We start from the raw sequence: 14,014 nt of genomic DNA on the forward strand, positions 1-14,014 counted from the left end.
CTAGCCTAGTCACTGCTTCATTAACTAGCCACAAACTAAGCACCTAACCAAACAGGAGAACGATTTCTCAACATGATCAAACTGCGCTTGAAGCGATTCGGTAAAAAGCGGGAAGCAAGTTACCGCATTATTGCTATTAATGACCTATCTCGTCGTGATGGTCGTCCCCTAGAAGAACTAGGATTTTACAACCCCAGAACCGATGAAGTCAGACTAGACGTTCCCGGCATCGTCAAACGACTACAGCAAGGCGCTCAACCCACCGATACTGTACGTCGCATCCTTGTAAAAGCTAATGTTTTTGAACAGGTCAGTGCAACAGCCGCATCATAAACTTGAGATGAAATCACTAACAGCCAGTCCTAACTATGTTGGGCTGGTTAAGTTTCTTGTCCAACCGTTTTTAGAATCTCCAGAGTCTTTAAGCGTCGATTGTGAAATATCTGAAAACCTTAACAGGACTTGGATTCGCATCGCCTTTGAAACCACAGACAAAGGAAAAGTCTTTGGTCGTGGAGGACGGAATATTCAGGCGATTCGTACGGTAATCGCCGCAGCCGCAGAATTAGCAGGGCAATCAGTATACCTGGATATCTACGGTAGCAGTTCCCAAAGTCGAGATGGTATGTCTTTTGATGAAGAACAGGAAGAAAGAATACCACCACCAAAATCGAGAGAAAGAAGTGGAAGCATTCCCATGCCTGTTGCTAAACCCCGCTCTCGCTTGGTCTAAACTGGGAAATTTAAGAAGACTTAACCAGTAATCAGTTGTGGGAAAGATTGAGACAGGTAGCAACAAGATAGTCAAAGCTTTTCGGAATCTTTCGTTACTATGACGGAGTTACCAGTAAGTATGGACATCTGTTGCTGTCCTATTCTCAGAATCAATTGAATTTTAGATTTTGGATTTTAAAGCAAAGATTTATATAAGCCCTTTGAAACTTACGGATCAGTGTTCAAGATCATGCCAGTAAAGTATTGATATGTCGCCGCACAAGGTATTTTTGTTGCTCTGCCGAGAATTGCTCAGGACAGATGACAATTCTAGTGCCAATGCCATCCACTAGGGCGATGAGTGCATTGGCTTCGAGGGTTACATCAAGATCGGCTCGAATCAGATTAGCTCTTTGCAAGTCAGCTAACTCTTGAGAAATAATTTGCTGTAAAACGTCATAGCGTTTTTGGTGTTCCTGAACTAGATGTTCGCGCCCGATTGAATAGCCCAAAAACGCCACCCAAACTTTCCAATCGGCTTTATCACTGATATTCAGAGGGAGAGCCGTAAAAATTATCTGTTCTAGCCTGTCAATTCCTTCCTGTCCCTTGATACATACTTTCATATTCTCTAGCACGTTTTCAAACACTCGTTCTAGGGCAAATAAGATGAGTTCTTCTTTATCTCGAAAGTAGTGGGTAACAACCCCAGTCGATGAGCCAAGTTCCTGCGCGATCGCTCGCATACTGGTACGATCTAATCCTTCACGGATAATCACCCGCCATGCCGCATTAGCAACTTCAATGCGGCGGTTATCATAACTCATAACTCTCCCTAGTTTGCAGCCACATAAAACAATCATCTTGACATCTAATCATAACAGTTGTTATATTTTTTCTTGAAACATAACAACTGTTATCATATTTATTTTTTTACACACCTAAAGTTTGCTATGATCCGACCAATCATGCCCGATGACACAGATGCACTAATTGCCTTAGCTGACTCTATCGAATTCTTTTCGTCTGACGAACTAGAGGAGTTGCGTCAGATGTTGACCAATTCGTTGAGCAAAGATAGCGACATTCATCCATTCTGGATTACAGACGACGATGACGGACTTGTGGGATTAGCCTACTGCGAACCGGAACGAATGACCAGCGGGACATGGAACCTGCAATTGATTGCCGTCCACCCGACTCACCAAAGGCAAGGACGTGGTGCGAAACTGCTACTCTTTGTAGAGCAGACTTTGGCAAACCGGGGTGCGCGGGTCTTACTGGTTGAGACGATGGGTACGCCAGATTTTGAGTATGTGCGAGCATTCTATCGCCAGAACGGTTACGAAGAAGAAGCACGTATACGCGAGTTCTATGCACAAGGGGCAGACAAGATAGTTTTCCGCAAGGCACTCTCTACTCAGGGGTAGTGAATTAGAAACACTCACTTTTTCTATACTCAATGCCACTTAGGGCTTAAGGGAACACCAGAAAATAAATTATCCAATCTTGTGGGATGGGCATCCTACCCGTCCTTTATTGATTAGCGGGCTTTTCGTCCCGCACCACAAGAAATTTTTGTACATTTTTTTATTTGGAAGTCCCTAACAGAACCGTATTGTCCTGACTCCTGAACTCTTGCAATTTTTTCATCATACTTTAAGTTAAAATAGTATAAATTTTTAGAAATTTTAGAAAAACTTAAAAAATAATTTGTTGGTTTCTTCAGGACAACATCATCTTGATCAAGAACTGCTCCTCAACTAATTGTAAAAAAACTATGGCAGGTGCTTTAACAATTCAGCTGCCTAATATTCCTAGTGCGATCGCACTAGCAGGATATGGGGAAGCAAATCTCAAATTCCTATCTCAACAAACAGGAGCCAGCTTAGTTTTACGTGGACAGGAACTACTGATTGCTGGGACAGACAAGCAAGTTGAACTAGCGGCGCAATTAGTGCGATCGCTCGAAAGTCTCTGGAGTAAAGGTAATAATATCTCAACTGCTGACATTTTAACAGCCCGTCAAGCCATAGAGAGCGATCGCCAAGGTGAACTACAAGACCTACAGCGAGACATCCTTTCCAAAACTCGCCGGGGTCAAGAAATTCGCGCCAAAACCTTTCGTCAGCGACAATACATCGAATCCATCCGCAAGCGTGACCTCACCTTTGGTATTGGACCTGCTGGAACTGGTAAAACCTATCTCGCCGTTGTTGTCGCCGTCCAAGAACTCCTCTCCAATCAGTTTGAACGGATCATTTTAACCCGTCCAGCCGTCGAAGCCGGTGAAAAACTCGGTTTTCTACCCGGAGATTTACAGCAAAAAGTCGATCCCTATCTCCGCCCTCTTTATGATGCCATTCATGAATTTATCGACCCCGAAAAAATCCCCAATTTGATAGAACGTGGTGTAATTGAAGTTGCACCCCTCGCCTATATGCGAGGGCGGACTTTGAGTAACGCCTTTGTAATTGTCGATGAAGCCCAAAATACCACACCCGCGCAGATGAAAATGGTTTTGACTCGCTTGGGTTTTGGTTCTCGCATGGTGATTACAGGTGACATCACCCAAACCGATTTACCCATTAACCAACAATCAGGTTTATCTGTAGCTTTACAAATTCTTAAACACGTTGAAGGCATTGCCTTTTGCGAATTTACCCAAAAAGATGTCGTGCGTCATCCTTTAGTGCAGCGTATTGTTGCTGCCTATGAACAGTACGAAAAATAGTTAATTAATCAGACAATTTGGGATTTTAGATTTTAGATTTTAGATTTTAGATTGATTCCATAAATCCGTGGGCTTCTAACATCAATAAATCATTAGTTATTAGTCATTAATCATTTAGTAAAAAAACCTAGCTTATGAGTACTACTTTGAGAGAATTTATAGAAGCTTGTCAAAACTTAGGTAATGTCAGGCTTATTGTCACCAGCAGCGCCACTGTTTTGGAAGCAAGATGTAAGATTGAAAAACTATTTTATGCCGAATTGCTCAAAGGCAAATATGCAAATATGCACACCGATGACTTTGAATTTCACCTGAATATGGACAAAATTACTCAAGTGAAATTTGAAACAGGTGAAGCCAAAAGAGGCAACTTTACAACTTATGCAATTCGGCTTTTAGATGAAAAACAAGAACCTGCATTAAGCATATTTCTACAATGGGGTAAACCCGGAGAATATGAACCAGGTCAAGTAGAAAATTGGCAAGCATTAAAAGAAAAATATGGAGAAGTTTGGCAACCTTTACCAATTGAAACTTTGTAATCCCTCGTTCCCAGTCTCTGACTGGGAATGCAATTAGGAGGCTCTGCCTCCCTAAAAATATCAATTAACACCAATTATTAACCCTAAATCTTCCTATAATATTAGTATGTTTATTAAAATAAGTTTCAGCTTTTTTTTAATGCTTTTACTCGTAGTAGGAAACAGTGAAGCTCAAGCCGGAGAATTAGCAGAACGATTAGCACATTTCCCTCAATGGGAAAAATTAACTTCAGTTAAACCAGCCGAAGGGGATTTAGTATATCCTGATTGGATGGCTGGAAATTGGCAAGTTACCAGTACTTTAGTAGATTTAGCCGCACCTTTAGCACCAGATATCATCACACCTGGGTTTGAAGGAAATCGTCGTCAACTAAATCAACCTGTTACTTTTTTAGTAAGATTTATAAAAGTTAAACCGCAAGTTTCCGGTTCAAAACTTATACCCAAAATAGATAATCAAAATCAAATATTAGTAGCTGATAGAGTATTTAATAGCTTAAATTTATCAAGAGCTTATTTAGGAAATGAAGCTGTTTTATCAGTCAAAGTAGATCCAGAATCTCCTAATCGTCAAATTACATTTTTACGTGGCGAACGTCAATTAGTTTCTATTGTTACTGCACGTACTACAGAAACATCACCTAATAAGTTCATCACGACAGAAGTATTTCAACAATTATTTAAAGGTGGTTCTCGTCCCTATTTCAATTCTGTAGAATCGACAACAGCCTACCACAAACTTTCAAAATCTCATCCATCTATTGAAGCAGATCAAGTTACTGCTGTCTACCTTTCTCCCCAAGATCCTGATTACTTTACTGCAGGTTCTCGACCTGTTGCTCTTTATCGTTATCGTCTGGAATTTTTCTCCTCAACACCGCAGAATACGTCTCAAGAATGATTTAATCATTTACAGCTTGACTCTTTTGTAGCATAACTGTAGTATAAAGTTTACCAGCCAATGGTTATGCTTTATAATATTATTCATCATGGCGAATTTTCGCGATATTCTCAATTATTTTCGTCCTTACTGGAAGCTGAGTATTTTCAGCATTACCGCAGCCAGTCTTTACGAAATTCTTGATTTAGTTCTCCCTTATGCGATTGGACAAATATTAAATATTTTGTCTAATCAACCCTTAGACCAACCAATACAAAAAGCGATTTTTACTCTGGGAAATATCACAAATTATCCAGTTGATAAAAATCTATCACTAGCTTTTTTACTGGGGTTAATCTTTTGTGTTACCGTAGTTAGAGCGCCAACACAGCCTTGGTTAACTAGTTGGTTTCACTGGGATATCGCTTTAAGAGCGCGTCGAGATAAAAGCCAAAAAGCTATCGAAAAAATTCTCACTCTCCCGCTGGAATTTTACGATGAAAATAATCCTGGACGCATTGCAGGAAGAGTATCGAGAGGAATTTTAAACCATACTTGGGGTTATCCAGAAATTGCTGGACAATTTATTCCTAAACTCATGCGTGTGGTGGGAATATTTGTATTTATTTCCTTGATTGAATGGCGAATTGCAGCCTTATTATTAATTTCCTTTGTAGTTATTCTCAGCTTTACATTCCAGCAATTACAGCGGCTAATTAGGTGTGAAATTCTGATAGATAAACATATCGAAAATACAGAAAGTCACACTTCAGAAATTATCACAAATATCAAAACAGTCAAAGCATTTGCAACAGAATCTCAGGAACTTGAGCGACAAAAACAACGTTTGCATCGAGAATTAAAAGTAGTGGATTACCGACTTCACAAAGGTTATGTAAAACTAGCAACTTTGCAAAAAACTGTAATTCAGTTTTGTGTGTTTATGATTTTGGGTTTAACTCTAGCTGCCACACTAAATGGTAAAATTTCTCTTGGTCATTTTGTAATGACTTTAACTCTTTCTAGCATGGCATATTCTGAGTTAGAACCTATCAGCAACCTGGCAGAATCTTTTGCTCGTCGTTATTCTTCTATGATGCGGTTCCATGAATTGCTACAAACACCATCAGGAGTAGATTCATATGGACTTATCTCAGAAAAAATTCAGACGGAAATCCCTGATGAATTTACTGGAAAAATAGAATTTTCTCACGTTAGTTTTGGATATGATGGCAATCGTCAAGTCTTGCAAGATATTAACTTGTTAATTGAGCCATATCAAACAGTAGCCTTAGTAGGAATATCTGGATCTGGTAAATCTACTTTAGTTAAGTTGCTTTTGCGCTATTTTGAACCGCAAACAGGGCAAATTTTGATTGATGGTGAAGACATTCGCACCTTAGATGTAGGTAATTATAGACGCAGATTAGCAATTGTTCACCAAGAAGTAGATATTTTCAACGGTACTATCCTAGATAACCTCAAATATGGTCGGCCAAATGCGACTTTTGATCAGGTACAGGAAGCTTGTAGAATGGCCAAAGTTGACGAAGTAGTTCAGCACCTACCCCAAGGTTATTACACAGTTGTGGGTGAAAGAGGTGTGAGGTTATCAGGTGGACAAAGACAGCGCTTAGGAATTGCTAGGGCGTTGTTGGTAGAACCGGACATATTGATTTTTGACGAAGCTACCTCTAGCTTAGATTATGAGTCTGAGCGTTCCATTCAATTAGCCATGCGTTCAATTCAAGGAACTCGTACCACAATTATCATCGCCCACCGTCTCACCACAGTCAGAGAAGCCGATAAAATCGTAGTCCTCGACAAAGGGAAAATTGCCGAAGTTGGTAGCCACGCTGAGTTATTGCACCAAGAAGGCATTTACCACCGTTTACACTCCCTGCAAGAAACAGGAGATATCATCGTTTAACCACTCGAAACTCTTTTGGTATAGACCTTTTAGGTTTTACAGAAAAAAAATTGTTTTTAACCCTTGCCAAATCTAAAAGCTAGTGATATTATTGTAAAACGTGGGACATAACGGGTCGATGTCCGAGTGGTTAATGGAGACGGACTGTAAATCCGTTGGTTTACGCCTACGCTGGTTCAAATCCAGCTCGGCCCACTGCTCCTACAGAAGTGAGTTACAATAGCTGAGTATTGAGCAAATTTTTCAGCTTTGTAACTCATAACTCTAAGTAATAGGTAAATTTTCGCCCGTGTGGCTCAGTGGTAGAGCACACCCTTGGTAAGGGTGAGGTCACGAGTTCAATCCTCGTCACGGGCTTTTTAGCATAAGCAGCCATGTTGCCCCACGTCTCACTCTTAGGAGCGTGGGATGAATTGTGAGTGAGTGACGAATTGAGCAACGAGCGAAATTGAGCATAGCGAAATCAGCAATGTTGGTCGGTGTTAGCGAAGCGGCACGAAGTGCGGAATGAACACTTTCTTGGTTTTTTCCAAATATTTGATATAATTTTAACCAGTAGGTGTAATCCAATTAAATGCTGAAAAGCAGCCTATTAAAATAAAAGCTAATTGTTTGGCTCAACCAAAGAACTGTGGGGCGCACGGTCTTAAAGCTCAGTCAACGTCTTCATAGAAGAGTCGCGCTCGTTGCCCACACTCACCTGTTCGCGTAGCGTGCCGTAAGGCATAAGGGAGTGTGTGGAGTACGTCACCACTATCGCATTACAGGTAATAACTTACATAACAGGATTAGTAATCAAACAAGATTTACATATAAAATCTTTGTTATCAGAAAAAATCAAAATCTAGACCTCTTGCAAAATTATTTTATGCTAAGGTGAGAGACTTTGACCTGAATTTGCCCCGCCAATGGAATACGAACAAACAAAGCGATTGTCCAATCGAGAATTTAAACGTCTGGTTGGGGTACAACGTCGCACATTTGATGAAATAGTCCATGTATTGCGAGATGCTGCAACTAAAAGACTTTTCACACTATTATCTGCCATATCTCATTTATAGCAACGGACAAGGGGGTTAGGACATCTACCAATGCTAAAACTTAGACAGCAAAAGAGTTTTAGCACTGTCACCTGTCACCTGTTAAGAGTCACCTGCTATACTTACAATCTGCTGTAATTACCTGTGGGTAGGCTTCTAACCAAGCATCAATATCAGATAGCAACTCTTGAGAAATTTCCCACGGGAAAAGATGGGCAGTGTTGGGGTAACATTGCCACTGAGAATTTCTCAGGTGTTTGGCAGTCTCTAAACTAGAATCAGCGGTGATGTGGCGATCTTGAGAACCAGCAAGTACTAAACTGGGGCATTCAATATGTTTTAGGTCTGGAAGTCGGTTATAGCCAGCTTTAATGGCGCTATAAAGGGCGCGGGTGGCATGAGTAGATGTTTGTAAATAGGCTTGTATGGCTTCTTTGGCGATATAGCTGTAAGCCGTAGTTGTGTGTTGTTGAATTAAGTAGCGCAAGAGCGATCGCTTGCCAAAAGTTTCAATATTCCACTGCCAACCAGGTTTGATATAGTTTAATAGTCCCGCAATAGCAGTATAGACATTATCCTGTAAAGAAATCGGCGGATGATTGCCCCAAGGTCTAGCTGAAGTTGCTACCAAAATTAAACCAGTTATACGCTGTGGTAAGCGGAGTGCCAATTCCATCGCCAAAATACCACCAAGTGACCAGCCTAATACTAAACATTTTTCAATTTGAAAGCGGTCTAGGAGAGCTTCTAAGTCATCTAAATGCTCATGCATTTCAAATTTGCTATAGCAGCGACTTTTGCCGTATCCTCGCAAATCTGGGGCAAATGTTTGGAAGCGTTTTGATAAATGATTTGTAAAAACTGAAAGATTACGACCAGTTCCAGGATGACCATGTAAACCTAGAATCGGAAATCCTTGACCTTGAATGTGAACATTCAGAGGTACAGATTTAGTATTATAGCGATCGCTCATAACTTGCCACTACTCCTGTTTATTTTTCGATATAGCCGCCTGCATAGGTAATTACACACATATTTCTATAGGATTTATGAGAACCGTAAGCGACACCAGTCACCTTAAAAGCCGGGTTAAAAATGTTTGTTCGATGACCGCGTGAAGGTACACCATCATCAATAATTAATTGCATGACAATATCTTGTCCATTGTTGATGCCATAGCTGATATTTTCCCCAGCAGTGGTTTGCCATTTACCATAACGATTAATGCGAGTAGCAGAAGTACTCCCATCACTACCATTATGACCTGTATAACCTTTTGCTCCTTGGTCTTTGACGTGATCTTTAGCACCTAAAGACATTCCCTTAGAGGCTTTTAATGTACCTACAGGACGGACTGATTTAAGAAATGCGATCGCTTCATTAACTGGTTTTACCCCTTCTTGAGTAATTAAATAGGTATTATTAGCAATTTTGACTTTATTACCCTCAAAGCGTTTTTTATAGTTTTCTAAAATGGGTAAGTATGACTGAGGATTAGTTCTAACTTTGTTAGTTTCATCAATCACTTGTTGTTCTAATGGTGACAAGTAACTTTTCTGCGCGAACAAAGTCGAATTATTATTCTTAACTATATTTGGAGTCAATTGTGCTGTTGATTGTTGAGATTGCAGCAGTTGCTCATAAAAACTAGCTACCAGAGTCAAAGGCAAAACTATCCAAAATCCTAATTTACGCATTTAATAACCTCACATTTTGATTTAGACAAGTTATAAAAAGCCCCAATTTTCTAAATTAAGGGCATTTTGACTATAGCGGTTGTCAGTTGGATGAAAACATAAATTTATCATAAGATATAGCTCTAGCATAGCCTTAGCCATATGCCACTCTATCAGATGCCAAATGACGTTTAAATCTGTTACCTGCTATCAGGACAAAGTGTGATGTTAGTTCACTTAATTAAATCTCAAAATGAATCTCCGCATCAAAATATCTCTCCTTTGATATAGACTTGAGCTAAACTAGTGCTATTTCTCACTTGTCAATATATTCTCGATTTCTGATAGCTGAACTGGCCCAGAAAAATTCTGACTATTGAGTATGAAGGAAGGTGTGCCAGCAAGTCCCAATTTATAAGCCATTTCTAGGTCTTTTTCAATTGCTTGATTAGCTCGATTTTGATCAGTTTTAAATTTTGCTAAATCCAACTTGAGATTTTTAGCAATATCTAAATACAAAGTCTCACCTAGTTGCTTTTGATTAGTAAAGAGGGCATCATGATATTGCCAAAATTTACCTTGTTGAAATGCCGCCCAAGCTGCTTTTGCCGCTGGTAAAGCTTGCTCATGAATTTGGCTCAATGGCAAATGTTTATATACTAAAGTAAATTGATTTGGATACTTTGCTAACAACTCTTTGAGTTTTATATGTGCTTCTGCACAATAGGGACATTCAAAATCAGAAAACTCTATCAACACAGTTTTTAATTGACTCGAACCTGTAGTGGGTGAATCACCTATGACATCTTTTGTGTTAGTTTTGAAATTCTGTAGAAATTCTTGCCTTGCTTGCTGTACTTTCTGCTGCTGTTCCTGTTGATAGGTTTGCACCGATTCGATAATTATCTCTGGGTGTTTGCGGATAATTTCTAGTACTTGCTGTTCTAGTTGGGGATCGATTTTGGTATCAGCTTGAGCAGGAAGTGACCAGAAAAGACTCAAACACAGTAAGCTACAAATTACCCAGATACGCAGGGGTTTCAAAATATTGAACATGGGAAAATACTAGAAAAATTAAGACTATTTTAGTATCGCTGATAATGAGTTACAAAACATAGTGATGATATATCTAATCTGCTATTTCTCTAATTTTTTCCCGGAAGGCTATGGCCGCATCTAAAGGATCATCTGCTACTACATATTGTGCCAAGATTGTCAAATTTAAGTTTGGCAATAGTTCACTTTTTGAAACCAGTTGATAACTTTCACCACGCAAATTGTAAACTGCAAATTGATTGTTTTGGAAAAACCAAACTTCTGTCACACCCAATCTTTTATAAACTTCTAATTTATCAATTCCCCCACTGGTGACTATAACTTCAATGGCTAGATCAGGAATTTCCTTTTCTACACCTATACAGTAGGATTCATCTGGTTCTACTCCTCCTCTTTTTGCTTGTTTGCGGAAGGTTGTAGAACCAAGGGGAAAATAACGAATGCGTTTTTCTTGAAAGTAACTTTCTAATAAAGAGCCAATCACAGTTTTGCGAATTTCGTGGCGACGACTTGGTGACACTAATTCTATGACTCCATCTAAATATGTAACTCTATATTGTAAACTGTCACCCAAATCATTGAGTAAAGCTTCATAATTTTCCCAATTAACGCCAGTAATAGTTTGCCGTTCTTCTGGATCTTCTGCTTGTAATAATTCAGATAATTCTTGAAGTAAAAGCATATAATTTCCTAAAACCGAATTATTGCTAACTTGATTATATTATAATTTCCATAATTTCCAGATACCCGACTTCTTTGAGAAGTCGGGTATCTATGTTTTATTTCTATTCCGCCAATTTGGCTAAATTGTAAATAAATGTAAAGCCACTGGCAAATAAAATCTTCAGAGAATTAGATTGATCTAATCCAGTAAGTCACTCCCTGCGGTAGTCTAGATAGATGTTAATTTATTGCCTGGTTTGACAAATAGTTTTATGACTTCAGTTTCTAGTCCTGCACGCACTATTCGTATTGGTTCACGTAAAAGCCAACTAGCTTTAGTTCAAACATACTGGGTACAAGCGGAACTCCAGAAAAGCTTTCCCGACATTACTTTTGAAGTCCATACCATGTCTACCCAAGGGGACAAAATCTTGGATGTAGCATTAGCCAAAATTGGCGATAAAGGACTATTTACCAAGGAACTTGAATTAGGCATGATCAATAAAGACATTGATTTTGCTGTTCATTCCCTCAAGGATCTACCAACTAACTTACCCGAAGGGTTAACACTGGCAGCTATTACAGAACGGGAAAACCCCGCAGACGCTGTAGTGTTGCATGAAAAGCATAAAGGTCAGCAAATCGAAACTTTACCAGCAGGTGCGGTAATTGGGACTTCTTCTTTGCGAAGATTGGCACAGTTACGCCATAAGTTTCCTCATTTTACATTTAAGGATGTACGGGGCAACTTAATTACACGCATGGAAAAACTGGATAAAGGTGAATATGATGCGTTGATTTTAGCGGTAGCTGGTTTAGAAAGATTGGAAATGAGCGATCGCATTCACCAAATTTTGCCCCCAGAAATTTCCCTTCATGCAGTCGGACAAGGGGCTTTGGGCATAGAATGCCGGGCTGATGATACTGAAGTAATTGCCTTACTGAAAGCCATTGAACACCCACAAACACGCGATCGCTGTTTGGCTGAAAGATCATTTTTACGAGTTCTAGAAGGCGGTTGTCAAGTTCCCATTGGTGTAAATACAGAAATTAATGGTGATGAATTAACACTAAAAGGTCTAGTTGCTAGTGTTGATGGTCAACGACTCGTTAAAGATACTGTTAGCGGTGCAGCTGCCGATGCCGAAAAATTAGGAGCAGAACTAGCCAGTATTTTACGGCAACAAGGTGCTACAGAAATTTTGGAGGAAATCTTTACCGATATCCAACGCGGCTCATAAGGTGATAGGTTACACACAATAGATAACAGACAAAACAAAAATTTGAGATTTGAGATTTGAGTTAATCAATCCAAAATCCAAAATCCAAAATCCAAAATCGAATTACTAATCACCATGAAAATTTTATTTGTTGCAGCAGAAGCTGCCCCCATTGCCAAAGTTGGCGGAATGGGTGATGTTGTAGGTGCATTACCCAAATTCTTAAGAGAAATGGGTCATGATGTCCGGATATTTTTGCCTTACTATGGCTTTCTCCCAGACAAAATGGAGGTTCCTAAAGAACCGATATGGCGTGGATATGCAATGTTCCAGGAGTTTGCCGTTTACGAAAGTGTTCTGCCTGGTACTGATGTTCCCTTGTATTTATTTGGACATCCAGTCTTTCTACCCCGCCGGATTTATGGTGGAGAAGATGAAGATTGGAGATTTACCTTATTTTCCAATGGTGCAGCGGAATTTTGCTGGAATTACTGGAAGCCAGAAATTGTCCATTGTCACGATTGGCACACAGGAATGTTGCCAGTATGGTTAAACCAATCTCCCGATATCACCACTGTCTTTACTATTCATAACTTGGCATATCAAGGTCCGTGGCGTTGGTATTTGGAGAAAATTACTTGGTGTCCCTGGTATATGCAAGGACACAACACCATGGCCGCAGCAGTGCAGTTTGCCAACAAGGTGAATACAGTTTCTCCGACTTATGCAGAGCAAATTAAAACACCTGCTTACGGAGAACAAATCGAAGGTTTATTGTCTTTTATTAGCAGTAAGTTATCAGGGATTATCAACGGTATAGATACTGAAGTTTATAACCCCGCAAATGATAAATACATTACCCAAACTTTCACCACCGATACCCTAGACAAACGCAAAGCTAACAAAATTGCTTTGCAAGAAGAAATGGGTTTAGAAGTTAACTCTGGTGCCTTCTTAATTGGCATGGTCAGTAGGTTGGTAGAACAAAAGGGTCTGGATTTGGTTTTACAAATTTTAGACCGCTTTATGGCTTATACAGATGCTCAATTTGTCTTGTTGGGAACAGGCGATCGCTATTATGAAACCCAAATGTGGCAACTCGCATCTCGCTACCCTGGACGCATGGCAACTTATTTGCTGTATAACGATGCCCTTTCTCGTCGCATTTACGCTGGTACTGATGCCTTCTTAATGCCTAGCCGTTTTGAACCTTGCGGTATCAGTCAAATGATGGCTTTGCGTTATGGTTCTGTACCAATTGTCCGTCGTACAGGTGGATTAGTGGACACTGTATCGCATTACGACCCAGTAAATGAAGCAGGTACTGGTTATTGCTTTGACCGTTATGAACCCTTAGACCTTTTTACCTGCATGATTCGCGCTTGGGAAGGTTTCCGTTTCAAACCGCAATGGCAAGAATTACAAAAACGCGGTATGAACCAGGACTTCAGTTGGTATCGTTCTGCCAAGCAATACGATAAACTGTACAAATCAATCTACGGTTTACCAGAAGAAGAGCCACAGTCAATATTAACCGAGGCTGTATAGCAGGTGACAGA

General features: G+C 39.8%; 15 protein-coding genes and 2 tRNA genes. 12 read left to right on the plus strand and 5 right to left on the minus strand.

Annotated elements, in window-relative coordinates; genetic code table 11:
* Positions 1 to 72 precede the first annotated feature (72 nt).
* Both rpsP and ANA7108_RS0111950 read left to right on the plus strand, forming a co-directional pair.
* A complete protein-coding gene (rpsP, locus tag ANA7108_RS0111945; RefSeq protein ID WP_013190489.1) occupies positions 73 to 333 on the plus strand; it encodes a 30S ribosomal protein S16 in 261 nt (86 codons plus the stop codon).
* Between the two features lie 7 nt (positions 334 to 340).
* A complete protein-coding gene (locus ANA7108_RS0111950; protein WP_016951027.1) occupies positions 341 to 733 on the plus strand; it encodes a KH domain-containing protein in 393 nt (130 codons plus the stop codon).
* A 229-nt stretch (positions 734 to 962) separates the two neighbouring features.
* On the opposite strand, the gene ANA7108_RS0111955 is transcribed toward ANA7108_RS0111950, so the two are convergent.
* The gene (locus tag ANA7108_RS0111955; protein WP_016951028.1) at positions 963 to 1,541 is read right to left on the minus strand and encodes a TetR/AcrR family transcriptional regulator; all 579 of its coding nucleotides are present in this window, start codon (positions 1,539 to 1,541) and stop codon (positions 963 to 965) included.
* A gap of 126 nt (positions 1,542 to 1,667) precedes the next feature.
* On the opposite strand from ANA7108_RS0111955, the gene ANA7108_RS0111960 reads away from it, so the two are divergent.
* From ANA7108_RS0111960 to ANA7108_RS30175, 8 genes are all read left to right on the plus strand, one after another.
* Positions 1,668 to 2,144: a GNAT family N-acetyltransferase gene (locus ANA7108_RS0111960; protein ID WP_016951029.1), complete on the plus strand. Its 477-nt coding sequence runs from the start codon at positions 1,668 to 1,670 to the stop codon at positions 2,142 to 2,144.
* A gap of 350 nt (positions 2,145 to 2,494) precedes the next feature.
* Positions 2,495 to 3,448, plus strand: coding sequence for a PhoH family protein (locus ANA7108_RS0111965; protein ID WP_016951030.1), 954 nt, complete (start codon positions 2,495 to 2,497; stop codon positions 3,446 to 3,448).
* 134 nt (positions 3,449 to 3,582) lie between these two features.
* Positions 3,583 to 3,990: a ChuX/HutX family heme-like substrate-binding protein gene (locus tag ANA7108_RS0111970; protein WP_016951031.1), complete on the plus strand. Its 408-nt coding sequence runs from the start codon at positions 3,583 to 3,585 to the stop codon at positions 3,988 to 3,990.
* Between the two features lie 139 nt (positions 3,991 to 4,129).
* Positions 4,130 to 4,891, plus strand: a complete 762-nt coding sequence (locus ANA7108_RS0111975) for a DUF6816 family protein (protein WP_016951032.1) — start codon at positions 4,130 to 4,132, stop codon at positions 4,889 to 4,891.
* A gap of 88 nt (positions 4,892 to 4,979) precedes the next feature.
* On the plus strand, positions 4,980 to 6,800 hold the full coding sequence (locus ANA7108_RS0111980) for an ABC transporter ATP-binding protein (RefSeq protein ID WP_016951033.1): 1,821 nt from the start codon (positions 4,980 to 4,982) through the stop codon (positions 6,798 to 6,800).
* Between the two features lie 112 nt (positions 6,801 to 6,912).
* Positions 6,913 to 6,995: transfer RNA gene (locus ANA7108_RS0111985), tRNA-Tyr, on the plus strand.
* A 90-nt stretch (positions 6,996 to 7,085) separates the two neighbouring features.
* Positions 7,086 to 7,157: transfer RNA gene (locus tag ANA7108_RS0111990), tRNA-Thr, on the plus strand.
* 551 nt (positions 7,158 to 7,708) lie between these two features.
* Positions 7,709 to 7,861: a hypothetical protein gene (locus tag ANA7108_RS30175; RefSeq protein ID WP_158318360.1), complete on the plus strand. Its 153-nt coding sequence runs from the start codon at positions 7,709 to 7,711 to the stop codon at positions 7,859 to 7,861.
* Positions 7,862 to 7,949: 88 nt separating this feature from the next.
* Here the strand turns inward: ANA7108_RS30175 and ANA7108_RS0111995 are convergent, their stop codons facing one another.
* The 4 genes from ANA7108_RS0111995 to ANA7108_RS0112010 all read right to left on the minus strand — a co-directional run bounded on the left by ANA7108_RS0111995 (position 7,950) and on the right by ANA7108_RS0112010 (position 11,254).
* Entirely contained in the window at positions 7,950 to 8,813 is an 864-nt protein-coding gene (locus tag ANA7108_RS0111995; RefSeq protein ID WP_016951034.1) for an alpha/beta fold hydrolase, read from the minus strand.
* Between the two features lie 19 nt (positions 8,814 to 8,832).
* A complete protein-coding gene (locus tag ANA7108_RS0112000; RefSeq protein WP_016951035.1) occupies positions 8,833 to 9,537 on the minus strand; it encodes a CAP domain-containing protein in 705 nt (234 codons plus the stop codon).
* A 288-nt stretch (positions 9,538 to 9,825) separates the two neighbouring features.
* Positions 9,826 to 10,572 (minus strand): DsbA family protein, encoded by a 747-nt coding sequence (locus tag ANA7108_RS0112005; RefSeq protein ID WP_016951036.1) that lies wholly within the window; start codon positions 10,570 to 10,572, stop codon positions 9,826 to 9,828.
* A 73-nt stretch (positions 10,573 to 10,645) separates the two neighbouring features.
* Positions 10,646 to 11,254, minus strand: a complete 609-nt coding sequence (locus ANA7108_RS0112010; RefSeq protein ID WP_016951037.1) for a Uma2 family endonuclease — start codon at positions 11,252 to 11,254, stop codon at positions 10,646 to 10,648.
* A 253-nt stretch (positions 11,255 to 11,507) separates the two neighbouring features.
* Here ANA7108_RS0112010 and hemC point away from each other — a divergent pair, with 253 nt between their 5' ends.
* Both hemC and glgA read left to right on the plus strand, forming a co-directional pair.
* Positions 11,508 to 12,476: a hydroxymethylbilane synthase gene (hemC, locus tag ANA7108_RS0112015; protein WP_016951038.1), complete on the plus strand. Its 969-nt coding sequence runs from the start codon at positions 11,508 to 11,510 to the stop codon at positions 12,474 to 12,476.
* A 114-nt stretch (positions 12,477 to 12,590) separates the two neighbouring features.
* On the plus strand, positions 12,591 to 14,003 hold the full coding sequence (glgA, locus tag ANA7108_RS0112020; protein WP_016951039.1) for a glycogen synthase GlgA: 1,413 nt from the start codon (positions 12,591 to 12,593) through the stop codon (positions 14,001 to 14,003).
* The last annotated feature ends 11 nt before the right edge of the window (positions 14,004 to 14,014 follow it).

This window comes from Anabaena sp. PCC 7108 (assembly GCF_000332135.1).
GTDB lineage: Bacteria > Cyanobacteriota > Cyanobacteriia > Cyanobacteriales > Nostocaceae > Anabaena.